Origin of the sequence: Dyella telluris (genome assembly GCF_014297575.1) — a bacterium.
Taxonomy (GTDB): Bacteria; Pseudomonadota; Gammaproteobacteria; order Xanthomonadales; family Rhodanobacteraceae; genus Dyella; species Dyella telluris.
The window spans coordinates 3,451,842-3,477,038 of record NZ_CP060412.1; the positions used below are offsets into that span (position 1 = coordinate 3,451,842).

Annotated in this window: 19 protein-coding genes and 1 tRNA gene; 14 read left to right on the forward strand and 6 right to left on the reverse strand. The window is 65.9% G+C overall.

All coding sequences use genetic code 11. The features are described 5' to 3' along the window. Positions 1–10 precede the first annotated feature (10 nt). Positions 11–87, forward strand: a tRNA-Pro gene (locus tag H8F01_RS15105). Between the two features lie 266 nt (positions 88–353). Here H8F01_RS15105 and serA read toward each other — a convergent pair. Beyond that, a complete protein-coding gene (serA, locus tag H8F01_RS15110; protein WP_187055899.1) occupies positions 354–1,586 on the reverse strand; it encodes a phosphoglycerate dehydrogenase in 1,233 nt (410 codons plus the stop codon). 123 nt (positions 1,587–1,709) lie between these two features. Here serA and H8F01_RS15115 point away from each other — a divergent pair, with 123 nt between their 5' ends. The 3 genes from H8F01_RS15115 (at position 1,710) to pip (ending at position 5,485) form a co-directional block, all read left to right on the forward strand. Then, positions 1,710–3,092: an FAD-binding oxidoreductase gene (locus H8F01_RS15115; protein ID WP_187055900.1), complete on the forward strand. Its 1,383-nt coding sequence runs from the start codon at positions 1,710–1,712 to the stop codon at positions 3,090–3,092. 262 nt (positions 3,093–3,354) lie between these two features. Further along, entirely contained in the window at positions 3,355–4,383 is a 1,029-nt protein-coding gene (locus tag H8F01_RS15120) for a YncE family protein (RefSeq protein WP_187055901.1), read from the forward strand. 145 nt (positions 4,384–4,528) lie between these two features. After that, positions 4,529–5,485, forward strand: coding sequence for a prolyl aminopeptidase (gene pip, locus H8F01_RS15125; protein ID WP_187055902.1), 957 nt, complete (start codon positions 4,529–4,531; stop codon positions 5,483–5,485). A 65-nt stretch (positions 5,486–5,550) separates the two neighbouring features. On the opposite strand, the gene upp is transcribed toward pip, so the two are convergent. The 5 genes from upp to H8F01_RS15150 form a co-directional block, all read right to left on the reverse strand. Then, complete coding sequence (gene upp, locus H8F01_RS15130; protein WP_187055903.1) at positions 5,551–6,192, reverse strand: uracil phosphoribosyltransferase; 642 nt, start codon at positions 6,190–6,192, stop codon at positions 5,551–5,553. A 32-nt stretch (positions 6,193–6,224) separates the two neighbouring features. Further along, a complete protein-coding gene (locus H8F01_RS15135) occupies positions 6,225–7,823 on the reverse strand; it encodes an ATP-binding cassette domain-containing protein (protein ID WP_187055904.1) in 1,599 nt (532 codons plus the stop codon). A 254-nt stretch (positions 7,824–8,077) separates the two neighbouring features. After that, positions 8,078–8,425: a PsiF family protein gene (locus tag H8F01_RS15140; protein ID WP_187055905.1), complete on the reverse strand. Its 348-nt coding sequence runs from the start codon at positions 8,423–8,425 to the stop codon at positions 8,078–8,080. 341 nt (positions 8,426–8,766) lie between these two features. Beyond that, positions 8,767–11,577, reverse strand: coding sequence for a lamin tail domain-containing protein (locus tag H8F01_RS15145; protein WP_187055906.1), 2,811 nt, complete (start codon positions 11,575–11,577; stop codon positions 8,767–8,769). Positions 11,578–11,792: 215 nt separating this feature from the next. Beyond that, positions 11,793–13,289 (reverse strand): aminotransferase class III-fold pyridoxal phosphate-dependent enzyme, encoded by a 1,497-nt coding sequence (locus H8F01_RS15150; RefSeq protein ID WP_187055907.1) that lies wholly within the window; start codon positions 13,287–13,289, stop codon positions 11,793–11,795. A gap of 285 nt (positions 13,290–13,574) precedes the next feature. Here H8F01_RS15150 and H8F01_RS15155 point away from each other — a divergent pair, with 285 nt between their 5' ends. The 10 genes from H8F01_RS15155 (at position 13,575) to yajC (ending at position 25,117) form a co-directional block, all read left to right on the forward strand. Then, positions 13,575–14,489 carry an ABC transporter ATP-binding protein gene (locus H8F01_RS15155; RefSeq protein WP_187055908.1) on the forward strand — a complete coding sequence of 305 codons (915 nt, stop codon included), beginning with the start codon at positions 13,575–13,577 and terminating at the stop codon, positions 14,487–14,489. Next, positions 14,489–15,274 carry an ABC transporter permease gene (locus H8F01_RS15160; RefSeq protein ID WP_187055909.1) on the forward strand — a complete coding sequence of 262 codons (786 nt, stop codon included), beginning with the start codon at positions 14,489–14,491 and terminating at the stop codon, positions 15,272–15,274. Before H8F01_RS15155 ends, H8F01_RS15160 begins: the two co-directional genes overlap by 1 nt. A 6-nt stretch (positions 15,275–15,280) precedes the next feature. Beyond that, the gene (locus H8F01_RS15165) at positions 15,281–16,531 is read left to right on the forward strand and encodes a sensor histidine kinase (RefSeq protein ID WP_187055910.1); all 1,251 of its coding nucleotides are present in this window, start codon (positions 15,281–15,283) and stop codon (positions 16,529–16,531) included. Continuing rightward, positions 16,528–17,709 carry a sensor histidine kinase gene (locus H8F01_RS15170; protein ID WP_187055911.1) on the forward strand — a complete coding sequence of 394 codons (1,182 nt, stop codon included), beginning with the start codon at positions 16,528–16,530 and terminating at the stop codon, positions 17,707–17,709. The genes H8F01_RS15165 and H8F01_RS15170 overlap by 4 nt, the downstream gene beginning before the upstream one ends. Continuing rightward, complete coding sequence (locus H8F01_RS15175) at positions 17,706–18,308, forward strand: response regulator transcription factor (protein ID WP_019467421.1); 603 nt, start codon at positions 17,706–17,708, stop codon at positions 18,306–18,308. Before H8F01_RS15170 ends, H8F01_RS15175 begins: the two co-directional genes overlap by 4 nt. Before the next feature lie 56 nt (positions 18,309–18,364). Further along, positions 18,365–19,573 carry a DUF3142 domain-containing protein gene (locus H8F01_RS15180; protein WP_238481005.1) on the forward strand — a complete coding sequence of 403 codons (1,209 nt, stop codon included), beginning with the start codon at positions 18,365–18,367 and terminating at the stop codon, positions 19,571–19,573. A 71-nt stretch (positions 19,574–19,644) separates the two neighbouring features. Next, complete coding sequence (locus tag H8F01_RS15185; protein WP_187055912.1) at positions 19,645–22,089, forward strand: hypothetical protein; 2,445 nt, start codon at positions 19,645–19,647, stop codon at positions 22,087–22,089. Between the two features lie 55 nt (positions 22,090–22,144). Beyond that, complete coding sequence (gene queA, locus H8F01_RS15190; protein ID WP_187055913.1) at positions 22,145–23,173, forward strand: tRNA preQ1(34) S-adenosylmethionine ribosyltransferase-isomerase QueA; 1,029 nt, start codon at positions 22,145–22,147, stop codon at positions 23,171–23,173. Positions 23,174–23,350: 177 nt separating this feature from the next. Then, entirely contained in the window at positions 23,351–24,478 is a 1,128-nt protein-coding gene (gene tgt / locus H8F01_RS15195; protein WP_187055914.1) for a tRNA guanosine(34) transglycosylase Tgt, read from the forward strand. A gap of 303 nt (positions 24,479–24,781) precedes the next feature. Next, on the forward strand, positions 24,782–25,117 hold the full coding sequence (gene yajC / locus H8F01_RS15200) for a preprotein translocase subunit YajC (RefSeq protein ID WP_187055915.1): 336 nt from the start codon (positions 24,782–24,784) through the stop codon (positions 25,115–25,117). Positions 25,118–25,197: the final 80 nt, after the last annotated feature.

Below are 25,197 nucleotides of genomic sequence, written 5' to 3' on the forward strand. Positions count from 1 at the left end.
GCCGTATCGTCGGGGCGTAGCGCAGCCTGGTAGCGCATCTGCCTGGGGGGCAGAGGGTCGTGGGTTCGAATCCCGCCGTCCCGACCAATTCGGCAACAAGATAGGAAAACGGCGCCCTTGGGCGCCGTTTTTTTTGCCTGTCATTCCAGGCGTCACGCTGGCTTGCCGTTCCACGCAGCTTGCCTCATCGTCCCGGCGTGCCTAAACGTCCCAGCGCGCCTCACCGCCGCAGCTCGCCTCACCGTCCCGCCTAGCCTCACCGTCATTCCCGCGAAAGCGGGAATCCAGTGCCTTTCGTGGTGACGCGAGATCCGGAAAGTCGCTGGATTGCTCGCGTTGCTCGCCAAAAGATCTCAATAAAGCACGCGACTGCGCAGCGTCCCCGGAATGGCCGCCAGCTGATCCTTCAGCGCCGCGGACTGCTTTTCGTCCGCCGCCACATCGATCACCACGTAACCCACTTCGCTGTCCGTCTGCAGGAACTGGGCGTCGATGTTGATGTTGCCGGCCGAGAACAGCTCGTTGATGCGCGAGAGCACGCCGGGCACGTTGCGGTGGATATGCAGCAGGCGGCGGCTGCGGGGGTGCTCCGGCAGCGACACCTCGGGGAAGTTCACCGCCGACAGGGTGGAGCCGTTGTCGCTGTAGCGAACCAGCTTGGCGGCCACTTCGAAGCCGATGTTGTCCTGGGCCTCCAGCGTGCTGCCGCCGATGTGCGGGGTAAGGATGACGTTGTCCATGCCCACCAGCGGGGACACGAAGGGGTCGTCGTTGCCCTTGGGCTCCACCGGGAACACGTCCACCGCGGCGCCGGCCAGGTGCTGGGAGCGCAGCGAGGCGGCGAGGGCGTCGATATCCACCACGGTGCCGCGCGAGGCATTGATCAGCACCGAGCCCTTGCGCATGTGCGACAGCTCGCGCGTGCCGATCATCAACAGGGTCGAGGGTGTTTCGGGCACGTGCAGGGTGACCACGTCGGCGCGTTCCAGCAGGTCTTCCAGGCTGTCGGCGGGGCGGGCGTTGCCCAGCGAGAGCTTCGACTCGATGTCGTAGAAGATCACGCGCATGCCCAGGCTCTCGGCCAGCACGCCGACCTGCGTGCCGATATGGCCGTAGCCGACGATGCCCAGCACCTTGTCGCGCACCTCGAAGCTGCCCGCCGCGGACTTGGTCCAGCCGCCGCGATGGCACAGGGCGTTCTTCTGGGGGATGCCGCGCAGCAGCATAATGGTTTCAGCGATAACCAATTCCGCCACGCTGCGCGTATTGGAGTAGGGCGCGTTGAACACCGGGATGCCCAGCCGGTGCGCGCTGCCCAGGTCCACCTGGTTGGTGCCGATGCAGAAGCAGCCCACGGCAATTAGCCGTTTAGCCTGCTGAAGCACCTCGTCGGTCAACTGGGTGCGGGAGCGGATGCCCACGATGTGCGCCTCGGCGATGCGGGCCTTCAAATCCGCTTCGGGCAAGGCTTTTTCGTGGTATTCGATCTGGCTGTAGCCAGCGCGATGGAAGCTTTCGACGGCACTGCGGCTGACGCCTTCCAGCAGGAGCACCTTGATGTCTTGTTTCGGGAACGAGGTCTTCATGGGCCGTTGCGCGATGGAGAACCCCTCCACTATGCCAGACCTTGAAGCGCTTTTGCGGCGTCGCAACACTGGACGATGCAACGCCGTGCTGGCAGGCTTGCAGAGCACCCTTGGGAACGCCTCATGACAGACGCTCGACTGGCCGCACTCACCACCCGGCTGCCCCACCTCCGCCTGCTCACCGACCCGGCCGACCTGGAGCACTACGGTCGCGACTGGACGCGTCGCTGGACGCCGGCGCCGCTGGCCATCGCCCTGCCGGCCGATGTCGCCGAGGTGCAGGCCATCGTGCAGTGGGCCAACGAACAGAACGTGGCGGTGGTGCCTTCCGGCGGTCGCACCGGGCTATCCGGTGGCGCCGTCGCAGCCAACGGCGAGCTGGTGCTCAGCCTGGAGCGCATGAATCGCGTGCTCGGCTTCGACGCGGTGGATCGCACGCTCACCGTGCAGGCCGGCATGACCTTGCATGCCGTGCATGAGGCGGCGAAGGAACATGGCCTGATCTATCCCGTCGATTTTGCCGCGCGCGGCTCGTGTTCCATTGGCGGCAACATCGCCACCAATGCCGGTGGCATCCGTGTGATCCGCTACGGCAATACACGCGAATGGATTGCCGGACTGACCGTGGTGGCTGGCAATGGCGAACTGCTGCAGCTCAATCGCGGGCTGATCAAGAACTCCAGCGGCTACGACCTGCGCCAGTTGATGATCGGTTCGGAAGGCACGCTGGGCGTGGTGGTGGAGGCGACCTTGCGCCTGAGCGAACCGCCGCCGCCGTCGCAGGTCATGCTGCTTGCGCTACCGACCATGGACGCGTTGATGGAAGTGTTCGCGCTATTCCGTTCGCGGCTCACCTTGCAGGCGTTCGAATTCTTCACCGATATCGCCTTGCGCCATGTGCTGGCGCATGGCGCGCAACGCGCCATCGAAGGCGACCATCCGTACTACGTCGTCACCGAGTTCGATGCGGACGAGGCATCGCAGGATGCCGCGCTGCAGGCCTTTGAAACCGGCGTGGAACACGGCTGGATCAGCGACGGTGTGATGGCGCAGAGCGAAGCGCAGGCCGCTGCACTGTGGCGCCTGCGCGAAGGCATCACCGAGAGCCTTGCGCCGCATCGTCCGTACAAGAACGACATCTCGCTGCGCATCAGCGCGCTGCCGGTGTTCCTGCACGAAATCCAGACCTTGCTGGGGCACGAGTATCCGCATGCTGAAGTGGTGTGGTTCGGCCACATCGGCGACGGCAACCTGCACATCAACGTGCTGCGCCCGCAGGACCTTTCAGAGGCCGATTTCATCGCGCAATGCGAGCATGTCACCAAGCTGCTCGCCGATACCCTGCAACGCCACGGCGGCAGCATCTCGGCGGAGCACGGCATCGGCCTGGTGAAGCGTGCGTATCTTGGCAGCACGCGCAGCGAGGGCGAGATTGCCTTGATGCGTGGGGTGAAGCAGGTGTTTGATCCGAAGGCGTTGTTGAACCCGGGCAAGTTGTTTGCCTGATGAGTCCCGCGAACCCCGAAACGGGGGCAAGAGCCCGTAGCCCGGATGAAGCGCAGCGGGAATCCGGGGTCGCGTCGCATGGCACGACAAGGCCGCTTTTTTGGCCTGCGCCAGGTCTTCGTCGGGTGGCATGACATATCGGCTGATCCGCGAGGTTGATCCCGGATTCTCGCTGCGCTTCATCCGGGCTACGGGGCTCGTAAGCAAGGCCTAAGTCACGCGTTGCATGCTCTGGTGGACTCATCCACCCACAGGCCATCCCATGCAACGCCCCATTCGCAACATCCTTGCTCTTGCGCTGCTCGCCGCGTGCTCCTCGCACGCCGTGGCCGCCCCCCAGGCCGCATCGTTCAAGGTGATCTCGCAGCTTCCGCTGGGCGGCGTCGGCGGCTGGGATTACCTCAGCTTCGACGAGCAGAGCCGCCACCTGTTCGTGACGCGCGGTGATCGCGTGGAAGTGGTGGACGTGGACCAGAACAAGCGCATCGGCACCATTCCGGGTACGCAGGGCGTGCACGGCGTGGCGCTGGATCCGACGTCGCACCGCGGTTACACCAGCAATGGGCAGGCGGCTTCGGTGACGGTGTTCGATCTCAACACGCTGGCTGTGGTCGGCACCATCAAAGGTACGGGCGAGAAGCCGGACGCGATTGTCTACGATGCAGCGTCGAAGCACGTGTTCACCTTCAACGGCAAAGGCAAGTCCTTCAGCGTGATCGACCCGGCCAAGAACACCGTGATCGCTACCGTGCCGCTGTCGGGCAAGCCGGAATTCGCGGTGACGGACGAAGCCGGGCATATCTTCGTGAACAACGAAGACACGGCCGAGCTGATCAAGATCGACACGGCCACAAACAAGGTGGCCGGCACCTGGAAGCTCGGGGCCTGCGAGTCGCCGTCGGGCCTGGCCATCGACCGCAAGTATCACCGGCTGTTCTCGGTCTGCGACAACAAGCTGATGACGGTGAGTGATGCCGAGGCCGGCAAGGTGGTGGCCAGCGTCGCCATCGGCGAAGGCCCGGATGCGGTGGCCTTCGACGAGGGCACGGGCATGGTCTACAGCTCCAATGGCGAGAGCGGCAACATCACGGTGGTGCACCAGGATGACGCGGATCATTACAGCGTCGCCGCCACCGTTCCCACCCAGCCCAGCGCACGCACGCTGGCGCTCGATCCCAAGCTGCATCGCCTGTACCTGTCGGCCGCCACGCTGGCCGGCCCGGCGCAGGAGGGACATCACCCGGCCATCAAGCCGGACAGCTTCACCGTGCTGACGGTGGGCGCACCGTAAGGGGCGAAAACGGCCTTCTGATCGTCATCCCCGCCTTCGCAGGGATGACGGCCTCGGCGGGCCGTGGCAAGGCGCCGATCGGCTCAGGCGGGGTGGGGCGGCGTGTTAGCCTAATCAGCCGTCCCCGCTGCTCCAGGAGCCCCGCATGTCGCAGGAACTTCGCACCCTTTATCCCGAGATCGAGCCGTATGACAGCGGCATGCTCAAGGTTTCGGACCTGCACACGCTGTACTACGAGCAGAGCGGCAACCCCAACGGCAAGCCGGTGGTGTTCCTGCATGGCGGCCCGGGTGGTGGCACCAACCCGAAGTGCCGTCGCTTCTTCGACCCGGCGGTGTACCGCATCGTGCTGTTCGACCAGCGCGGCTGCGGCAAGTCCACGCCGCACGCCGAGCTGCACGACAACACCACGTGGAACCTGGTCAACGACATCGAGCGCATCCGTGGACACCTCGGCATCGATCGCTGGCAGGTGTTCGGCGGTTCGTGGGGCTCCACGCTGGCGCTGGCCTATGCCGAAACGCACCCGGAGCGTGTGACCGAACTGGTGTTGCGCGGCATCTTCATGCTGCGTCGCTGGGAGCTGGAGTGGTTCTACCAGAAGGGCTGCGACGCGCTGTATCCGGATGCGTGGGAAACCTACCTGAAGGCCATTCCGGAAGCCGAGCACGGTGACCTGATGAGCGCCTATCACCGTCGCCTCACCAGCACCGATCCGGTGGTGCGCGTGGAAGCGGCGCGCGCATGGTCCGTGTGGGAAGGCGCAACCAGCTATTTGCATCAGGACGAGGGTCACATCCAGTCCAGCGGCGAGGACGAATTCGCGCTGGCTTTCGCCCGCATCGAATGCCACTACTTCGTGCACGGCGGCTTCTTCGAACACGACGACCAGCTGCTGCGCAACGTCGGCCGCATCCGCAACATCCCGGCTGTCATCGTGCAAGGTCGCTATGACGTGGTGTGCCCGATGCGCAGCGCGTGGGATCTGCACCGCGCCTGGCCAGAAGCCGACCTGCGCGTGGTGCAGGACGCCGGCCATTCCGCGTTCGAGCCGGGCAATATCTCCGAACTGGTCAAGGCCACCGACCGCTTCCGCGGCTGATCAAACCCGCCTTGCCCGTGGAACCCCGGCCGGTAACGGCCGGGGTTTTTCATGTGCGGTGGTGCTCAGCCGGCGGGCAGTTGCTTGGTGCCGAAGATCTTGTCCCCCGCGTCGCCGAGCCCCGGCAGGATGTAGCCGTGCTCATTGAGGCGTTCGTCGATGGAGGCGGTGTAGATCTCCACGTCCGGGTGCGCCGCTTCGATGCGCTGGAGCCCTTCGGGCGCCGCGACCAGGAACAGGCCCTTGATGCGCTTGCAGCCAGCGGCCTTGAGCATGTCCACGGTGGCGACCAGGGTGCCGGCCGTGGCCAGCATCGGGTCGACGATGAGCGCGATGCGCTCGTCCATGCGGCCGGTGAGCTTTTCGTAGTAGGCGATGGGCTTGAGGGTTTCCTCGTCGCGCTGCAGGCCCACCACGCTGACCTTGGCCGCGGGGATCATGTCGAGCACGCCGGGCAGCATGCCCAGGCCAGCACGCAGGATCGGCACGATGGTGACCTTCTTGCCCTTGATCTGATGCACGGTGAGCGGCCCGGCCCAGCCTTCGATGCGCTGCTCCACCGTTTCCAGGTCCTTGGTGGCCTCATAGGTGAGCAACGACGCCACTTCGGAGGCGAGTTCGCGGAACTCCTTGGTGCTGATGCCGGCGCGGCGCATCAGGCCGAGTTTGTGCTGGATCAGGGGATGGTGGACTTCGACGATCTTCATGGGGCAAACCTGGCTGCAGAGTCGGGTGATTGTCACTCACCCCGCGTGAGCGGGGCGAGGGGTTTGTGCAGGTGGAGTGCCTGATCGACGCGTGCATGCGCCACCAGATCCGCGTCGTGGCTGACCAGTACCAGGGTGCCACGGTACGTAGTGAGCGCCTGCTCGAGCAACTGGCGGCTGTCCAGGTCAAGATGACTGTCCGGTTCGTCGAGCAGCAGCAGGTCGTAGGGCTCGATGGCGCTGTCCAGTGCGAGCAACGCCAGCTTGACGCGTTCGCCGCCGCTGAGCTGGCCCGCCGGCAGGTCGGCGCGTTCAGCGCGAAGGCCGATGCCCGCAAGGAACTCGCGATAGCGCGTGGGTGCGTGTCCCGGTGAAAGCGCACGCAGGTTATCCAGCGCACTGTGCTCGTCGCGCAGCAGGCTGTAGTGCTGGTCGATCAGCAGCCGTCGTTCGCCGTGGCGCAGTCGGCCGGCACGCAGCGGTTGCGTACCTGCGATGGCGGCGAGCAGGCTGGATTTGCCGCTGCCGTTGTCCCCGCCCAGGTGCAACCGTTCTCCGGGCGCCAGGTAGAGGTCAATCGGCTGGTCGTGACCATGCGATGGAATCGCGCCTTCAAGCTGCAGCGAGGCATGCGTGGCCGGCTGGTGGCCGAGGTCGAAGCGCTGCGCACGATGCATGTCGACGCGTTCGCGGGCCTGGCTGAGCTGCTCACGCTGTCGCGCCTGCTGCGCACGTTGTGCCGTCAGCAGCCGGGCACCGGTGTCTTCCGAACGCTGTTTCTGGCGATCCAGCAGGATCGTGGGCAGGTTGGCGTTGGCACGCTCGCGGCTGGCTTTCTGTTGTCGCTGGGCGAGGCGCTGCCGGTCTTCCTGTTGCCGCCGGTCCAGGGCTTTCTGCTCGCGTCGTGCTTGTTCCAGCTGCCGTTCCGCAGCGTGTTGCTCGGTGTCGCGTTGCGCGGCGTAGCTCGCGTAGTTGCCGCCATAGCGGCGCAGGCCGAGCGGCGACAGCTCGTCGATGCTTTCCACGTCGCTGAGCAACTGGCGGTCATGGCTGATCAGCAGGTAGCCGCCGGCATGCGCGGCGAGGCTTTCGCGCAGCCAATGACGGCCACGGTGATCCAGGTGATTGCCGGGCTCGTCCAGGATCAGGAAGTGATGCGCGTGCGCGAACATCTGCACCAGTCGCAGGCGCACCCGTTCGCCGCCACTAAGGCTTGCCCAGTGGCGCGCCGGGTCATCGGGCAGGCCCGCATCGTCGAGCCAGCGACGGACACGCTCGCGCATGTCCCAGTCGTCGCCCAGCGTCTGGAAGTCGGCAGGGTCCACGCTGCCGGCCTCGATGCGTTGCAGTGCGTGAAGCTTGTGGTCGATGCCCAAGGCCGCCGCGATGCTGCCCGTATCGGGCGCCCATCGTTGCGGAAGGTAGGCTAGTTCGACATGACGCGTCACGCTGCCGTGCGTCGGTGCAAGCTGGCCGGCGAGCACGCGCGCCAGCAGCGATTTGCCGCTGCCGTTGCGTCCCACCAGCGCATGCCGGTTGACGGAAAAGGAAACGTCGATATCGCTGAAAACGGCGTCGCGCCCGGCCGGGGCAAAGCCGAGGTGTCGTGTGGTGATGGCTGGAACTGTCATAGACCCTCCGGGTGGGGAGTGGCATACGACAGGGGGTCTGGCGCGAAACGCGCGGGGATGTCGACCGCCCTGTCACTCGTGGCCGCACGCGACGCGCCTGGAAAGGCGACGGTCAGTGGGCAGGCGAGTGGCTTAGAGGCGCATGTCGGCGGTGAATCCCTGGGAGATGTGAAACGACAGCATAGCAGATGGGGCTTAACGCCCATAAAAAAAGGGCGCCGGTCCGCACCGACGCCCTTGTCGCCGCAGCGCGATCAGTGCGAGGCGCTGTGCTCGTTGCTCAGGCAGCTGCTCATGAACTGCTTGCGCGCATCACCCTTCAGCGACTTGGCTTGCGGATCGGCATTACAGGCCTTCATCTTTTCCTGTTGCGTCATCTTGGTCGGCGCCGCCGGGGCTTCACCCTTCAGGCAGCTGCTCATGAAGGCCTTGCGGTCGTCGCCGGTCTTGCCCGTCGCCTGCTTGTTGCAGTCGGTCATGCGTTGCTGCTGAGCATTCTTGGCGGGCGCGCTGCTGCCGGCGTCCTGCGGGGCGGCAAAAGCGGTGGAGGCGGCAAAGGCCAGCGCAACGCTGGCAACCATCAGGCTCAAACGCGAAGACATGCGGGTACCCTCCTTGATGACCGGCGAGTGCCGGTGGCACCAGTCTATGTCCGTGGGCGGGGTGGCGGGGAGGGGCGTTGGGGCCTGGGCGCCACGGGCCGTTCAGCCTGGCTGATGTCACTGGCGCATTTTCTGGTCCGCTGCTTGCACCGGCCGTCTGCCATGTCATCACTTCACCGTCATCCCTGCTTTCGCAGGGATGACGGTGAAGCAGGGTTGTGCGGAGCGGGAAGTGTGCAAGTCCGCTACCCCGATATCGCTCCGGCACCGCTCTCATGGCTGCAAAGAAAAAACCACGCCCGTTTCCGGGCGTGGTCTCCATGCAGTCTTGAAACGTCGGATCAGTGCCCGCGTCCGTGGCCCTGATCGTCGTGGTCCTCGCCCTGTTGGTCTTCGCTGCCATGCGGCTTCTGCTCGCCGAGCTTGCCCGGCACGAACAGATCCACCACGAAGCCATCGTGATCGGACACGCCGATGGCCTTGCGCGAGTCCGTGGCGGTGGCGGCGTCGGCCGCCATCTGCACCGGTGCGTCCAGGTCGGCGCGGCCGTACTGCATCTTCAGGAAGCGCAACCGCGCCGACTGATTGAGCAGGGCATGATCCAGCACCTGCACGGTCGGTACTTCGCGGCCGGAGTTGCCGGAACCCGCCACGGTGTAACCCTGGATGGGGCCGAACTTCTCGGTGAACAGGAACGAGTAGCGATCGTTCGCGGGCACCGATTCCACGGCATTCCAGAGCGCCGGGAACACGAGGTTCTTGCCCAGCTTCAGCTGGTTCTCGCTGTCCTTATACTTGCCCGAGATCAGGCCAACCATGTCCACCCAGCCGTCGCTGAACTGATAGGCGTTGAAGTCGCCCACGATCAGCAGCGGCTGCCACGGGTTGGTGGTCTGCAGGGTCTGCACCTGGCGCGCCAGTGAACTGGCCTGCAGGAAGCGCTTCTGGCGATCGCGCACGGCGGTGGCGTCATCCTTGTCCACGTTGGTGCGCGCCTTGGTGTGCACAGAGATCACCTGGAAGCGCACGCCGCGCGCTTCGGCCGTGATCAGCAACGGCGGATGATCGTGCACGAAGGCGGTCTGGCCGTTGTCGTTCCAGCTTTCATCCGCAGCCAGCTGCTGCACCGACACCACGTGGACACGATCGCTGCGCACCAGGAAGCCGACATTGATGCCGCTGGGGTCGTGACCCGGCAACAGGTAGGCGTTGTACTTGACGCGATAGTCGTCACCCAGCTGCGTGGCCAGGCCCTGCAGCAGCGGCAGGCTCTTCACTTCTTCCACCGACAGCACGTCGGGCAACTGCAGCACGCTGCCGATGTAGGCGGAAAGACGTTGCGTCTTCAGTGCCACGTCGGTCGCGGTGGGTTCCTTGCTGTCGCCGCTGCACGTGTAGACGGTGTTGAAGTCGGTGTCGCAGAAGCGCTCGGTGTTGAGTGCGCCGACGCGCAGGGCATACGGCGCGGTGGGCGACACCGCGCGCGGCATCTCCGCCACGTGCTTGAGCTTGATCGAGGTGGGGATGAATGTGTACGCGCCGAAGTCATACGAGATGACGCCTTCCGCGCGGAACGTGGTGCCGGCCACGAACGGCGTGTTGAGCGGCACGGCGCCGAAGTCGGCGGTGTTCATCTTGAACACCTCGGGGTTGCCGCTCCAGTGGGGCAGCGTGACGCCCTCGGCCACCTGCGTGCCGTAGCGCACGCCGGGCAGGCGCAGCGAACGCTTGCCGTTGGCGGTGATGCTGACCTCTGCATACGGCTCGGTGCTGAAGCGCTTGTTGCCCGTATTGATCATGCCGTTCTCGATCACCACGCGCATGCCCACGAAACACTGGAAGTTGGTGGTGCCGCAGGACAGCGTGTCGGGATCGGAGGAGGGCACCTTGTCGCCGAACACCACCGGTGCCGGCAGGCGGCTGCCATGCGCGGTCACGCTGATGACGGCGTTCTTCAGTTCCGGCAGGTTGTAGTAGTTGTCGACCGTGGCATCCACGTTCACCACGTCACCCACGGCCACTGAAGGCTGGGTGGAGGTGAACACGTAGATGCCGTTGGACGTGAGCGGGTCGGCATCGGCGCGGGCGTCCGGCGTCTGCATGGTGAAGCCCGCCGGGCCCACGGCAGTGACGATGTTGCCCCGGGTGATCACCGACTTGCCCACCAGCGGCGATACCTGCCCGCGACCCTGGATTTCCCAGATTTCGGCGGCCACCGGGATGTCGTACAGGATGGCACCCATGGCGGTGTCGCGCGCCAGCGGCAGGTTGCCGGAGGGGTTGCTCAGCTTGACCTCGAAGGCCTTGTCGTCGGCCGGCGTGCTGCGGCCGTGCACCACCACGTTGAAGCTGGCCTGGGTCTGCCCCTCGGCAATGTTCACGGTGGTGTCGAGCGCGTCGTAGTCACCGTTGGCGGCGACGGCGGTGAGGTCACGGGTGGTGGCCTGCACGGTGACGCCGCCGGTCGGGGCCGGCTGGGTCAGGGTGACGGTGAACGGCATCGGCACATCGGCGGCGCTGCGCACCTTCACGCTGGCGTCTGCAATGGAGAACGCCTGGCCCAGTACGGCGCACGGGCTGGTGCTGCTGCGCGGTGCGGTGGGCGATGCCACCACGAAATCCGCCTGGTTGTTGCCGGTGTTCACCGGCAGGCCGGAGGCATCGGTGCTGCGGGCGTAGCCCTTGTCGGCGTTGGTGCCGCCCAGCGAGGCGAGCGGGGTGCCGGCCTTGTAGGCCGAGCCGGAGGACAGGCCCACCTGATCGATCAGCTGGCCGTTGGCATCGAGAATGGCCAGGCCGCCGTCGTCGGTGACGCCGGTGCTGTACTTCACATCGCCGGCGACATTGCCGGAATAGCCGCCGCTGGCACCGTTGGTCAGCAGCAGGAAACAGCCGGAGGCGATGGAGGTGCCGCTGGGCAACGTCAGGCGCGTGCCGGTGGTACCGCTCGCATTGGACGCATTGAACTTGTAACCGGACAGGTCCAGTGCCTTGGTGCCGCTGTTGAACAGCTCGACGAATTCGTCGTTGCCGCCCGCCGGGCCACGAACTCGGAACTGGCTGATGCTCAGGTCGGCTGCCTGTGCGGAGGTCGCCGACAGCATGACCAGCAGCGCAGCCACCAGGGCGCGCCGTATGTGCGTAGGTTTCATTGACCACTCCCTTGCCTGGGTCCGGGCTGGACCCCATCGGCGGAGGAGGCTAGTAAGTTTTTACGACAGTTTCGCGAATGAAAACGGCGCCATGTCGCGCTTTTGCGAAGCCGGTAGCGTTTTTGAAACCGTACCGCTCCGCATGCATGCGGGACGCGGGTATCTGCGGCATGGCCGTTGTTCAACAGGCCATGCCGCTGACGCCTTCAATTGACTCAGGCCGCTTCGGCCTTGAGCTTGCGCGGCCCCTGCAGCAGGGCCTGGCGCACGTGCGACACCACCAGATCCACTTCGGCGCTGGTGACCAGGAAGTGCGGGGTGAAACGCAGCGAGTTGGTACCGCCGTGGATCACGCCCACGCCACGCAGGCGCATGAATTCCTCGGTGGAGTTGGCGCCATAGCACTTGAACTCCGGCGCCAGCTCACAGGAGAACAGCAGGCCGGTGCCCTGCACCTTGGTGATCAGGCCGCCCAGCTCGTTCTTCAGCGCGTTGAGCTTGTCGAAGAATTCCTTGCCGCGCTCGCGGATGTTGTTGCGCACCTCATCGGTGAGCTCGTTGAGCGTGGCCAGCGCCACGTCCAGCGCGCGCGGGTTGGCGGTCATGGTGTTGCCGTAGATGCCCTTGCGGTACAGCTCGGCAGTGTGCTCGGTCACGGCAAGCACCGACAGCGGATACTGGCCAGCGTTGAGCGCCTTGGAGAAGGTTTCGAAATCCGGCGGCGCGAGCTTCTCGAAGCCCGGGTAGTCGGTGATCGAGAGCACGCCATGCGCACGCAGACCCGCCTGGATGGAATCGACCAGCAACAGCGAGCCGTGCGCTTCGGTGAGCGCGCGTGCCTTCTGATAGAACTCCGGGGTTACCGCGCGACCTGGATCGCCTTCGCCCATCACCGGTTCCAGGAACATCGCCTCGATAAACCAGCCGTTCTTGTCGGCGTCGGCGAACACGGCTTCCAGCTGCGCGATGTCGTACGGCTGCACGGTGAGCAGCGTGTCTTCGTGGCGATAGCTCGCCAGATGCTGCAGATAGGTCTTGCGCGTGGAATCGGAATACAGCGCCGGCTTGTCGGTGCGGCCGTGGAAGGCGCCCTTCACCGCAACGCGCTTGATGGTGCGGCCCGCGTAACGCGCGCCAGCATCGGTGAGCAGCTTGGCGTTGACGTCGGCGATGCGGCAGGCGAGACCCACCGATTCGGAACCGGAGTTGAGCGCCAGGTAACGCGCGTACGGATTGCTGCCGCGGTTGCGACCCAGCTCGCGATCCATCGCCTTGGTGAAGCGCATCTGCGAAATGCTCGGCGTCATCACGTTGGCCATCACCTGCGGACGCGCCAGCGCGGCATCGATGGCAGCATGGTTGTGGCCGAAGCCGAGCATGCCGTAGCCGCCGTTGTCGTGGATCACCGCACCCTTGAAGCTCACCACCCACGGGCCGCGCGCGGCCGCCGGAAGGTACGGGTTGATGGCGTCGTCCGGGTAGAAATTGACGAACTCTGTCTGCGACGTTGCGAGCTGTTCGGCTTCGTCCAGCTTGAGGAAATCACCCAGCTCGCTGCGCAGTTCGCGGTGACGCGCCACGGCATCGCCGATGGCTTGCGTCAGCTCAGGATGAGTCGCGGCAAAGCGCTCGATCGTCGCGTCATCGAGGCCGGTGGTCAGCGGTGCGCCGCCGAATTCGCGCAGTTCGCGCAGCTGATCAATCACGCCCATGAGTTCCTCCTTCAAGGTCGACTTGCCTGCCGTCCCGATGGCAGCCGCATCGACATGTTCACGAATTGCATGGTTGTGGAAACGCGAGACCGAAGGCGTTTCCCGGCTCTGTGGCCATGTCGCACTGCGATCCTCACGGATGTGGCAGCGCAACGTCCGTCCGAGCATAACTCGGTGTTGTCGCCGCCGTAACCCCGGGTGACGCTTGTCACCTGCGCTGCCTGACGTGGGCAACTGCTGGCAAACCGTTGCCCTGCCTAGCATGGCAGGCAGGGAGGAGTAGCCATGGACAAACCTGCAGCAGTGGTCGCCAGCCTGGCTGGCGCCGTCAAACGTTATGGCGCTTTAACGGCGCTGGATGGTCTCGATCTCATGCTGCACCGCGGCGAATTGCTTGCGTTGCTCGGGCCCAACGGCGCCGGCAAAAGCACGGCAATCAGCCTGCTGCTGGGGCTGGTGCGGGCCGACGCCGGGCAGGTGGAATTGTTCGGCCGGGATCCGCAGGAGATCGACGCGCGTCGTCGCATCGGCGTGATGCTGCAGTCCGCGGCGTTGCCCCTGACCTTGCGTGTATCTGAACTGTTGCGGCTGACCATGAGCTACTACCCGGCACCGCGTTCGCTGGAGGAATCGGCACAGCTCGCCGGCATCAGCGATCTGCTGTCACGCCCTTATGGGGCACTCTCGGGCGGGCAGCAACGCCGCGTGCAGTTTGCGCTTGCGCTGTGCGGGCGGCCGGAGTTGTTGTTCCTCGATGAACCCACCGTCGGCATGGATATCGATGCACGCCAGAAACTGTGGCTGACAATACGGCGACTGGTCAGCGAAGGCTGCGCGGTAGTGCTCACCACGCATTACCTGGAAGAAGCCGAAGCGCTGGCCCAGCGCGTGGTGGTGCTGGGCAAGGGGCGCGTGCTGAGTGAAGGCAGCGTGGACGCCTTGCGCTCGCGCGTGGCAATGACACGCATCCGCTGCATCAGTGACCTCGATGCGGCGGCGCTGTTGCAATGGCAAAGCGTGTCCCTTGCGGAGCGCGATGGCGTGCATCTGCATGTGCATACCGATACGCCGGAGCAGGTGCTGCGACGGATGCTGGATGCCGATCCTGCATTGTCGGAACTGGAAGTCCGTCGCGCCGGCCTTGCCGAAGCGTTCACCGAACTTACCCGCGACGGCGGAACGGAAAAGGAGGCTGCGTGATGTCGAGCATTGCCATCGAAACGGCACCGTCGCGGATCATGCCGGTGCATCGCCTGGTCGGCGCCTACCTGGCCGAGGCACGCACGGAATGCGTGCGCTATCTGCGCGCTCCCGGTTTCCTGTTGCCGGTGACCTTGTTCCCGACCCTGTTCTACCTGTTGTTCGGCGTGGTGATGGCGCATGGCGCCGATGCGGACGCCGCGCGTTACCTGCTTGCCAGCTACGGCGTGTTCGGCGTGATGAGCCCCGGCCTGTTCGGTTTCGGCGTGTCGCTGGCGGTGGAGCGGGAAAATGGCCTGCTCACGCTCAAACGGGCCTTGCCCATGCCACCCGGCGCCTACCTGCTTGGGAAAATGGTGATGGCGATGTTCGCGGCGGGCGTGGTCATCGTGTTGTTGCTGGCGCTGGCTACGGGATTGGCCCATGTACGGTTGGATGCAACGCAGGCCTTGTCGCTGCTGCTCACCGGCGTGCTGGGTGTATTGCCGTTCTGCGCGCTGGGCATGCTGGTGGGCACGCTGGTGAAAGGGCAGAGCGCGGCGGGGGTGGTCAACATCATCTACCTGCCCATGTCCTTCCTGTCGGGCCTGTGGATTCCGCTGGCCATGCTGCCGACCGCCCTGCAGCGGATCGCGCCCGTCTGGCCCAGCGCCCACCTGCAGCCGCTGGCCCTGGCTGCGCTGGGCCTGGGGCATGGCAGCCCCTGGCCCCACGTGGGTGTGCTGCTGGCCTATGGCGTGGCGTTTTTTCTGCTGGCGGCACGCCGCCTGCGACGCGTGGGTTGAAGTAGCATGCACGGTGGACAGAGGGATCACGCAGAGGTAGGCACGGTGCATCAGAAGCTACGAGCCTGGTTCACGCCAGCCCCCGATTCGCTGGTGGCCATCAGTGTCCAGAAGGGCAAGTCGCCCTGGGTGGATGCCATCCACCTGCTGTGGTCGGTCTGGGTGTTCGTCATTCCGGCGTTCAGCACGTACACATGGCAGTGGGCGCTGTTCACGCTGGCCACCTATCCGCTGTTCCTGCTGCTGTATGCGAAGTGCTGCATCAGCTCGCGCCATCGTTCGCCGTATTACGCGTTCGGCCTGGTGGCCATGTCGCTGGTGCTGCTGCCGTTCTACCCCAGTGCGCTGACCTACTTCGTGTACGGCACCATCATGCTGCGCGGCTGCCGCATGGGGCTGAGCCGCTACATGGCCTTGCTGGTGCTGCTCAACGCGATCCTGCTGACGGAAACAACGCTGCTGCATTACCCGTGGCAGGCGGTGATCTGGATGCCGGTGACGTCGATCATCATCGGGTTGCTGGTGCATGCCGAGCGCCAGAGCGACGAAAAGGAAGCCGAGCTGCGCCTGTCGCATGACGAGGTGCGCCGCCTTGCCGCGCTGGCCGAGCGCGAGCGCATTGGTCGCGACCTGCACGATCTGCTGGGCCACACCCTGTCGCTGATCACGTTGAAGCTGGAGCTGTCGCGCAAGCTGCTGGACCGCGACACCGAGGCTGCCAAGCGCGAACTGACCGAAGCGGAACGCGTGGCCCGCCACGCCTTGTCGGAAGTGCGTTCGGCCGTGTCGAACATCCGCGCCACCGATCTGGCGGCGGAACTGGCCGCCGCCCGCCTGATGCTGGAGTCGTCCACCGTCTCGTTCGAATGCAACGAGCTGCCGTCGTCCTTGCCGGTCGAGGTGGAACGTGGCCTTGCGCTGGTGCTGCGCGAAGCGGTGACCAATATCGCCCGTCACGCGCGGGCCACCCGCGCGCAGGTGACGGCCAGCGTGGCCCATCAAAGCCTTCGGCTGAGCATCGAAGACAACGGACGTGGCGGCATCGACGCGCACGGCAATGGCCTCAAGGGCATGCGTGAACGCGTGTGTGCGCTCGGCGGCACGCTTGAGGTGATTTCGCCACGGGGGCGCGGTACGCGGCTGGAGATCGCCGTGCCCCTGCGTGCCCGCCAGACGCCACGCGCGAACGTGGCGGAGGCTGATGCGCCGGACGCCGTCGCGCCCGAGTGGACGCCGCAGGAGCACCACGCGACATGAAGGATTGGTTCAAGCCCCATCCCGATTCGCTGCTTGGCAAGCTGGGCTCGCCGACCTACCTGCGGTGGGAGTCGCTGGCGAACCTGGCCTGGGTGATTGCGCTGTTCATTGCGCCGCTGGCCGATCCGCGCATGAGCTGGACACGCTGGCTGCTACCTACCGCGGCGTCGGCGCCGCTGTACCTGTACCTGCATTTCAGGGTGTACACCGGACCGTATCGCCTGTTGCCCTGGTATGCCGGCGCGATGGCGGCGCTGGGGTTCATCGTGTGGCCGTTCAACGGCGTGGCGCTGGGTTACGTGGTGTCGGCGGCGATGTGCCTGGCCTATTTGCCATCGCTGCGGCGCTGGCTCGTTGCGCTGGTGCTGCTGGCCATTCCCACCGCCATTGTGGGGCAGTTGCAGCACGTGTCGCCCTGGATCATGCTGGTAGTGGGGCTGGCCTCGGTGGTGTCCGGCTTCGGGCATTTTCTGCGCATGAACAACCATCGCAAGGACGCCGCGCTGCGCCTTTCACAGGAAGAAGTCCGACGCCTGGCGACGCTGGCCGAGCGGGAACGCATCGGCCGCGACCTGCATGATCTGCTGGGCCATACGCTGTCCCTGGTAACGATCAAGTCGGAGTTGGCGCGCCGGCTGGCCCTGGTTGATCCCGAACGCGCCCAGCGAGAAATGGAAGAGGTCGAGCGCGTGGCGCGACATGCCCTGGCGGAAGTGCGCACGGCAGTCACCGGCATGCGTCGTGGCGATCTGGCGGCCGAGCTGGTGTCGGCGCGCCTCATGCTGGAGGCGTCCGGCGTCGGTTTCAATGGCGCCTTGCCGGAAGGCACACTGCTGCCGCCGCAGGTGGAGGCGCCTCTGGCGTTGGTGCTGCGCGAAGCGGTGACCAACATCCACCGGCACGCCAAAGCGCAGTCGGCCAGTGTCACCTTCCAGGTCGAGAAGGGGCATCTCCAGATGCAGGTCAGCGACGACGGTTGCGGTGGGCTCAGCGCGCACGGCAATGGCGTAAGCGGCATGCGCGAACGCGTGCGTGCACTCGGTGGCAATGTTCAGATCGATTCGCCGCCGCGACGTGGCACGGTGCTGACCGTGCGCGTTCCGCTGGACCGTAAAAGCGTGCCGGACGTCGCAGCGGATGCGCCGCCCACGGAGTTGGATAACAGGAGTGCTGCATGATTCGTGTTTTGCTGGCCGAAGACCAGGCGATGGTGCGCGGCGCATTGTCTGCGCTGCTCAATCTTGAAAGCGATATCGAGGTGCTGGGTTCTGCCGCGGATGGCGAAGCCGCGTGGCGCGAATTGCAACGGTTGAAGCCCGACGTGCTGGTCACCGATATCGAAATGCCGGGGCTCACCGGGCTGGAACTGGCGCAGCGCATCCAGCGCCATGAGTTGCCGATGAAGGTGATCATCGTGACCACCTTTGCCCGTCCTGGCTTCCTGCGTCGCGCGCTGGATGCCGGCGTGTCGGGTTATCTGCTGAAGGATGCGCCGGCCGAGAACCTCGCCGAGGCGCTGCGTATGGTGCACCGGGGTGGCCGTGCCATCGATCCGCAGCTGGCGCTGGAAGCCTGGTCGGAGGCGGATCCGCTGAATGACCGCGAGCGGCAGGTGCTGCGACTGGCCGGTGAGGGGCAGTCGGCCAACGACATTGCCACCCAGCTCAACCTGTCGCATGGCACGGTGCGCAATTATCTCTCCGAGGCCATCGGCAAGCTCGGCGCGGCCAATCGCATCGAGGCCTATCGTCTCGCCCGCCAAAAGGGCTGGCTGTAGCCAGCAGGCAGGCGTTCGGGTGCAATAGCGCCCGGAATGTTTTCGCGAGTGTGCCCTTGGTCTCCACGCTGTCCCGATGGATCACCCGGTTGGCGTGGCTGTTGTCGGCGGCCGCGCTGACGGCGTGCGCCGGCAAGACGACGCCGCTGCCCAATGATGCCTATGTGTGGCAGCGCCAGTGGACGCCCGGCCTCGTGCACGCGCTGGCCGAGGATGGCGCGTCGGTGCATGCGTGGCGTGTGTTGGCGGGTGAGATGGATGTGCACGGGCAATGGCGCACTTTCACGCCGGACTGGCGTGCGCTGGCCGGCAGTGGCAAGCCGGTGATCGCCGTGGTGCGTATCGAAGGGCAGCTGCAGCAATGGGACGAAGCAACGCTGCTGGCCGATGTGCAGGCCGTGCTCGCGCTCTGGCGGCAGCAGCCGTTCATGCTGGCCGGCGTGGAGATCGATCACGACTGTGCCACCTCGCGCCTGCCTGCCTATGCCCACTTTCTTCAGGCGCTGCGCCCGTCGCTGTGGCCGCACGAGCGGCTGTCGGTGACGGCCTTGCCCACGTGGCTGGACAGTCCCGATCTCGATGCCTTGCTCGCGCAGGCGGATGAATCCGTGCTGCAGGTGCACGCCGTGCAGTCGCCGCGCGCCGGCTTGTTCAATGCGGCATCGGCCGATCGCTGGCTGGCCGCGTTCGCCCACCATGCGCGCAAGCCATGGCGCGTCGCGCTGCCGGCGTACGGCACGCGGGTGAACTGGGACGATCAGGGCCGGGTCGCGTCGATTGATAGCGAACGTCCCACGCTGGTGAGTGCGGAAGGTGCCAGCGAACTGTTTGCCGATCCGCGTGCCATGCAGCGTTTCGTCGCCACGCTGGAGAAGGACGCGCCACGTGGCCTGGCCGGCATCGTGTGGTTCCGCCTGCCCACCGGCGACGATGCGCGCGCGTGGAGCGCGGCAAGCTGGCGAGCCGTGCTGGGCCGGACTCCGTTGCAGGCCTCGCTGCTGGCCCGGGCGGGCGCCACCGATGATCCGCATCGCTACGACGTCCAGCTGGTGAATGACGGCGATGCCGACCTGTCACTGCCACCCCTGATTCGCATCAACGGCGCGTGCCAGGCGGCCGATGGTGTCAACGGCTATGGGCTGCAGCGCGGTGAGCGTGGCCTCTATCTGCAGCGCGGGCGGGTGGGCGTGCTGAGGGCGGGCAGGCAGCTGGCGGTGGGATGGGTGCGTTGCGACGCCGCGCCCGGGCTTTCCGTCGAATTCTGAAGTTCGTGCACGCGGGCTTTCCGCCATAATCGCCGCTTGCGGGCGCGGAGCGCCCTTTGACAGGTGAAACCATGTTGAAGCGCCAATGGATCGTCGCTGCGGTGGTGGCCGGCCTTGCCGGTGCCGTTGCCTGGGCGTGTGGCCCCATGTTCCCCAACCAGTTGCTTGATCAGCGTGCCGCTACGCTGAAGGCGGTGCCGCAGAACAGCTTTGCGTTCGAAGCCCAGCACCTGCTGCCGGCCACTGATACGTTGTCGGCCGACGAAACGACGTCTTACGGCGGCGAGCAGAAGGATGGCGCCGCGGAGGCGAAATCGCAGGGCCTCTCCGTTGAGCAACTCGCACGCGTAAAGGCGTTGCGCGAACTCCCTTCCGGTGATGAGGCCTTTGAAGCGGGCAAGGACCTGCCGGCCGACTTGCGCGCCTACGTGGCTGGCGCGGTGGATTTCGCCGGGGACAAGGAAGACGCTGCCGTCGCCCGTTTCGAGCAGGTGCTGGCCTTGCCGCTGGAACAGGCCCGGCTGCGCTCGGTGTGGGCCGCCTACATGCTGGGACGCATCCACGCGGGTCGCGCGAACGATGCCGCTTCGGATCCTGCCGTGTTCCCGCGCGAACGTGCCGCGTCGGCCAAGGCCTTTGGGCTGGCGCGCGCCCGCGCGGTGGATGGCGCGTCCGACACGCAGGGCCTGGCCGTGGCCAGCTTCGGCGAAGAGGCGCGCCTGTATCTCTACGATCACGGCAGGCAGTGCAGCTGGGGTGATCTGAACGGCACGCCGGAACAGGACGCGGTCGACGGTGCCGACGGCGATGACGCCGGCAAGGACACACATGCCAAGGAAGCACGCCCACCCTGCGGTAATGGGATGGCAGCGGACGACCTGAAGAAGGCGATCACGCTTTACGCGGCACAGGCCGGGCATCGATCCGACAGTGCCGTGAATTCGCTGGTGGCCGTGGCCGACTTCGCCATGCGCCAGCCTCGCCTGGTCGACGCACTGATCGACAGCCCCGTGCCACAGCGACTGCTGGTGGCGTATGCGCTGGCGCGCATGGGTGGCGAAGCCGAAGACACCCGTGCGAATGCAGGAAAGCCCACGACCGACCCTCGCCTCGTTGCGCTGGTGCAGGGCATCGAAAAGCGCGGTCTGGAGCAGGTGGCAGGTGCGGATCGACTCGCCTCGCTGGCCTATCAGGTCGGCAATTACCCGCTTGCGACGAGCCTGGTCGGGAAGTCGTCCGGGCCGCTGGCGGACTGGGTGCGCGCCAAGCTTGCACTGCAGAAGGGCGACATGGCGGCTGCAGCGGCCGCCTATGCCGCCGCAGCGAAGGCCTTCCCCAAGGTGGGCGATGCACAGGCTGCCATCGAGCCTTCCAACGTCAACCTGATCACCGGTGAGCAGGGCGTGCTGGCGCTGGCGCGTGGCGAGTATGTCGAAGCCATGGGTCATCTGTACGACGCGGCGTCGTCGGTAGGTGGCGATGGCAACGTGTACGAGGACGAAGGCGATTTGGCAGGCATCGGTTACGGCAACGATGCGGCCTATGTCGCCGAGCGCGTGCTGACGGTGGACGAGCTCAAGCAGTTCGTGGACGCGCGTGCACCCGAATCGCCGGTGCCGCCCAGGGACAAGCAGGCGGACAACTATTACCGCACGCTGCTGCCCCTGGCGGACAACCTGCGCTGGCTGCTGGCACGCCGCCTGATGCGGGCGGGCCGGTACGACGAGGCCTTCGCTTATTTTCCCAAGGACGACGATCCGCGTATCCAGGTCTCCGACGACGACGGCAAGACGCAGCCCGCCAATTTGCGCAGCAAGGCACACGCGTACACCGACGCCCTGCACGACAGCCAGCATGCCTGGACGGATATCGGCAAGGCCGAAGCCCTGTACAAGGCCTCCGTGATCGCCCGCGAAGACGGCATGGAGATCCTGGGTTACGAACAGGATCCCGATTTCAACGACAACGGCGGTTCGTACCAGGGCGGCAGCGGGCAGACGGCCGAATCGCTGAAGCAGGCCTATGTCACCGATGGCGAGCGCCAGCGCCATGCCCAGAGCGTGGCAAAGCCGGATTACCGTTTCCACTATCGCTATATCGCCGCCGATACCGCGTCGCAGGTGGCGGACCTGCTGCCGCCGCGTTCGCAGGCATTCGCTGCGGTGATATGCAAGGCCACCGGCTGGATGATGGAGGGGCCGCCGGACTATGAGGACAACTACCAGGGGTACGGCGAGGCCAAGCCCACCGCACCGTCTGAGCGTGAGCGCCGCGTGGCGACCTACTACCAGCGCTACGTGAAGCAGGGCCCCTACGTGGCCTGGGCGGCGGACTTTGGCCGGGGTTGCGAGGAGCCGGATTTCGACCGCGCCCGTGCCTTCAAGCGCTCCCAGCTGCTGGCCGGGCTGAAACACGGGATGCATCGCCATTGGCCGGTCGTGCTTGCCGGTGTGCTGCTGCTGGGCGGCCTGATGGTAGGGATGGTGCGGCGCCGCCGGCGTAAGAGCGTGGCCTGAGGGGCTGGGCGGGGTTTTGCGCGATAATGGCGCATTCGACGCACGAACCCCGCCCGTGAAGAAGACCGATTTCGATTTTGACCTGCCGCCCGAGCTGATCGCCCAGATGCCCCTGGCCGAGCGCTCGGCCAGCCGCATGCTGGTGCTGGATGTGGACGCCCAGGCGCGCCAGGACCGCATGTTCCGCGACCTCCCGGCCTTCCTGCGCGAGGGCGACCTGCTGGTGTTCAACGACACCCGCGTGCTGCCGGCGCGCCTGTATGGGCGCAAGGAAACCGGCGGGCAGGTGGAGATCCTGATCGAGCGCGTCACCGGCACGCACGAAGCCACTGTGCAGCTGGGCGTGAGCAAGAAGCCCAAAGAGGGCGGGCGCATCGAGCTGGCCGATGGCAGCCATGCCGTGGTGCTGGGGCGCGACGGGCCGTTCTTCCGCCTGCGCTTCGAGTCGTCCGATCCGCTGGAGCGCCTGTTGTTGCGGCTGGGCGAAATGCCGCTGCCGCCGTATATCGAGCGCCACGCCGACGACAGCGACATGGAGCGCTACCAGACGGTGTTCGCCCGTGAGCCGGGCGCGGTCGCCGCGCCCACCGCCGGCCTGCATTTCGACGAGGCCATGCTGGCGAACCTGCGCGAGCAGGGCATCCAGTTCGGCTACGTGACCCTGCACGTGGGTGCCGGCACGTTCCAGCCCATGCGCGCGGACGACATCAAGGATCACCAGATGCACCGCGAATGGCTCAACGTGGGTGCGAGCCTGGTGGAGCAGATCCGCCGCACGCGCGCCGCGGGTGGCCGCGTCATCGCGGTGGGCACCACGGTGGTGCGCGCGCTGGAAAGCGCCGTGCGTGACGGCGAAGTGCAGCCATTTGCCGGCGAAACGCAGATCTTCATCTTCCCGGGTTACCGCTTCTCCAGCATCGATGGCCTGCTGACCAACTTCCACCTGCCGCAATCGACCTTGCTGATGCTGGTGTCGGCGCTGGCCGGGCGGGATTACATGCTGGCTTCGTACCGGCATGCGGTGGAGCAGAGGTACCGGTTCTTTTCGTATGGCGACTCGATGCTGATCCTGCCGAAGGGCTGAGCGGCAGGGCTTTGCCTTTCTGTAGGAGCGCACTTGTGCGCGACCATCCGACGACGCGGTCAGGCCGATGCTCCGCGGTCGCGCACAAGTGCGCTCCTACAAGGGCTGGGCCTGGGGCCGGGCACTGAAATCCCAGCCCCAGAGCACGAAATCGCCGGACAGGCGATAATTCCCCCCATGACTTCCCTGACTTTTGAACTCCAGGCCACCGACGGCGCGGCCCGTCGCGGCCGCCTCACGTTTGACCGCGGCACGGTGGAAACGCCGGCCTTCATGCCGGTGGGCACCTATGGCTCGGTGAAGGCGATGACGCCGCGGGACATCCGCGAGATCGGCGCCGAAATCATCCTGGGCAATACCTTTCACCTGTTCCTGCGCCCCGGTCTCGACGTGATCGAGCAGTTTGGCGGCCTGCACAAGTTCATCGGCTGGGACAAACCCATACTCACCGACTCCGGTGGTTTCCAGGTGTTCTCGCTGGCGCACAAGCGCAAGATCACCGAGGAAGGTGTGGCCTTTGCTTCGCCGGTGGACGGCTCGAAGGTGTTCCTGTCGCCGGAAGAGTCGATGCGCATCCAGAAGGTGCTCGATTCGGATATCGCGATGATCTTCGACGAGTGCACGCCTTATCCCGCGACGGAGAAGGTGGCGTCCACCTCGATGGAGCTGAGCCTGCGCTGGGCCGAGCGCTCGCGCCGCGCTTTCAACGACCTGAAGAACCCCAACGCGCTGTTCGGCATCGTGCAGGGCAGCGTGTACGAGAACCTGCGCCGCCGCTCGGCCGAAGGCCTGGTGAACATCGGCTTCGACGGCTACGCCGTGGGCGGCCTGGCCGTGGGCGAGCCCGAGGCGGAGCGCAACCACACGCTGGATTTCACCGTGCCCCTGCTGCCAGCGGACAAGCCGCGCTACCTGATGGGCGTGGGGCGCCCGGAAGACATCGTGGAGGCCGTGCGTCGCGGCATCGACATGTTCGATTGCGTCATGCCCACCCGCAACGCGCGCAATGGTTTCCTGTTCACTGCCGAAGGCACGGTACGCATCCGCAACGCCAAGTTCGCGCTGGATACCCGCGTGATCGAGGAAGGCTGCGACTGCTATGCCTGCAGCAATGGCTTCAGCCGCGCCTATCTGCGCCACCTGGATCGCTGCAACGAGATCCTCGGCAGCCAGCTCGCCACCATGCACAACCTGCGTCACTACCAGCGGCTGATGGCCGGCCTGCGCGAGGCGATCGCGGCCGGGAAGCTGGATGACTTCGTGGCGGAGTTCTATGCGCGCCGGGCGGGCGGCGTGTCGGCCTGACGGCAGTAGCCTGTCGTAGCCCGGATGGAGCGCAGCGAAATCCGGGAAACGCCTTCGCGGTAACGGCCTCCCTCCCGGATTCCGCTTCGCTTCATCCGGGCTACCGGGTCGGAGGCGCCTGAGGGAACCTTCGGCGTCGCTGGCCGGTCCAGCCCCTTGGAAACCGCCCGTCCCGCCGCCAGAACCCCTGTCGGGTGGGCCTTGCGACGCATGCAGGGCCCGGGGGCGCGTGGCATAATCCACGATCTTTTATCAGGTGTTGCCAGAAATGTCTGGCAATACCGCTACTTGCGAGACAAGCTGATGAATCTTCCGATGTCGTTCGTGATGGCCCAGGCCGCTCCCGCTGCCGGCCAGCAGGGCAATCCGCTCTTTAGCCTGGCCCTGCCGATCCTGCTGCTGGTGGTCATGTTCTTCGTCATGATCCGCCCGCAGATGAAGCGCCAGAAGGAGCACCGTGCAATGGTCTCCGCGCTGGCCAAGGGCGACGAAGTGGTCACGAATGGCGGCATTGCCGGCCGCGTGGATGAGATCGGTGAGAGCTTCATCACGGTCGAAATCGCGCCGAACGTGAAGATCAAGCTGCAGAAGGGCGCCGTGCAGCAGGTCCTGCCCAAGGGCACGCTGAAGTCGTCCTGACGACTTGCCGGGGCGGAGGGGCCCCGGTCTACCGATGCATTGCTCGCCGCGGCCTGCCTCGTGCCGCGGCTTTTGACGGA

What these genes read in the sequence shown, in the direction of transcription:
- serA (WP_187055899.1), bottom strand. Translation starts at nt 1,586, where the DNA reads ATGAAGACCTCGTTCCCGAAACAAGACATCAAGGTGCTCCTGCTGGAA.
- H8F01_RS15115 (WP_187055900.1), top strand. Translation starts at nt 1,710, where the DNA reads ATGACAGACGCTCGACTGGCCGCACTCACCACCCGGCTGCCCCACCTC.
- H8F01_RS15120 (WP_187055901.1), top strand. Translation starts at nt 3,355, where the DNA reads ATGCAACGCCCCATTCGCAACATCCTTGCTCTTGCGCTGCTCGCCGCG.
- pip (WP_187055902.1), top strand. Translation starts at nt 4,529, where the DNA reads ATGTCGCAGGAACTTCGCACCCTTTATCCCGAGATCGAGCCGTATGAC.
- upp (WP_187055903.1), bottom strand. Translation starts at nt 6,192, where the DNA reads ATGAAGATCGTCGAAGTCCACCATCCCCTGATCCAGCACAAACTCGGC.
- H8F01_RS15135 (WP_187055904.1), bottom strand. Translation starts at nt 7,823, where the DNA reads ATGACAGTTCCAGCCATCACCACACGACACCTCGGCTTTGCCCCGGCC.
- H8F01_RS15140 (WP_187055905.1), bottom strand. Translation starts at nt 8,425, where the DNA reads ATGTCTTCGCGTTTGAGCCTGATGGTTGCCAGCGTTGCGCTGGCCTTT.
- H8F01_RS15145 (WP_187055906.1), bottom strand. Translation starts at nt 11,577, where the DNA reads ATGAAACCTACGCACATACGGCGCGCCCTGGTGGCTGCGCTGCTGGTC.
- H8F01_RS15150 (WP_187055907.1), bottom strand. Translation starts at nt 13,289, where the DNA reads ATGGGCGTGATTGATCAGCTGCGCGAACTGCGCGAATTCGGCGGCGCA.
- H8F01_RS15155 (WP_187055908.1), top strand. Translation starts at nt 13,575, where the DNA reads ATGGACAAACCTGCAGCAGTGGTCGCCAGCCTGGCTGGCGCCGTCAAA.
- H8F01_RS15160 (WP_187055909.1), top strand. Translation starts at nt 14,489, where the DNA reads ATGTCGAGCATTGCCATCGAAACGGCACCGTCGCGGATCATGCCGGTG.
- H8F01_RS15165 (WP_187055910.1), top strand. Translation starts at nt 15,281, where the DNA reads ATGCACGGTGGACAGAGGGATCACGCAGAGGTAGGCACGGTGCATCAG.
- H8F01_RS15170 (WP_187055911.1), top strand. Translation starts at nt 16,528, where the DNA reads ATGAAGGATTGGTTCAAGCCCCATCCCGATTCGCTGCTTGGCAAGCTG.
- H8F01_RS15175 (WP_019467421.1), top strand. Translation starts at nt 17,706, where the DNA reads ATGATTCGTGTTTTGCTGGCCGAAGACCAGGCGATGGTGCGCGGCGCA.
- H8F01_RS15185 (WP_187055912.1), top strand. Translation starts at nt 19,645, where the DNA reads ATGTTGAAGCGCCAATGGATCGTCGCTGCGGTGGTGGCCGGCCTTGCC.
- tgt (WP_187055914.1), top strand. Translation starts at nt 23,351, where the DNA reads ATGACTTCCCTGACTTTTGAACTCCAGGCCACCGACGGCGCGGCCCGT.
- yajC (WP_187055915.1), top strand. Translation starts at nt 24,782, where the DNA reads ATGAATCTTCCGATGTCGTTCGTGATGGCCCAGGCCGCTCCCGCTGCC.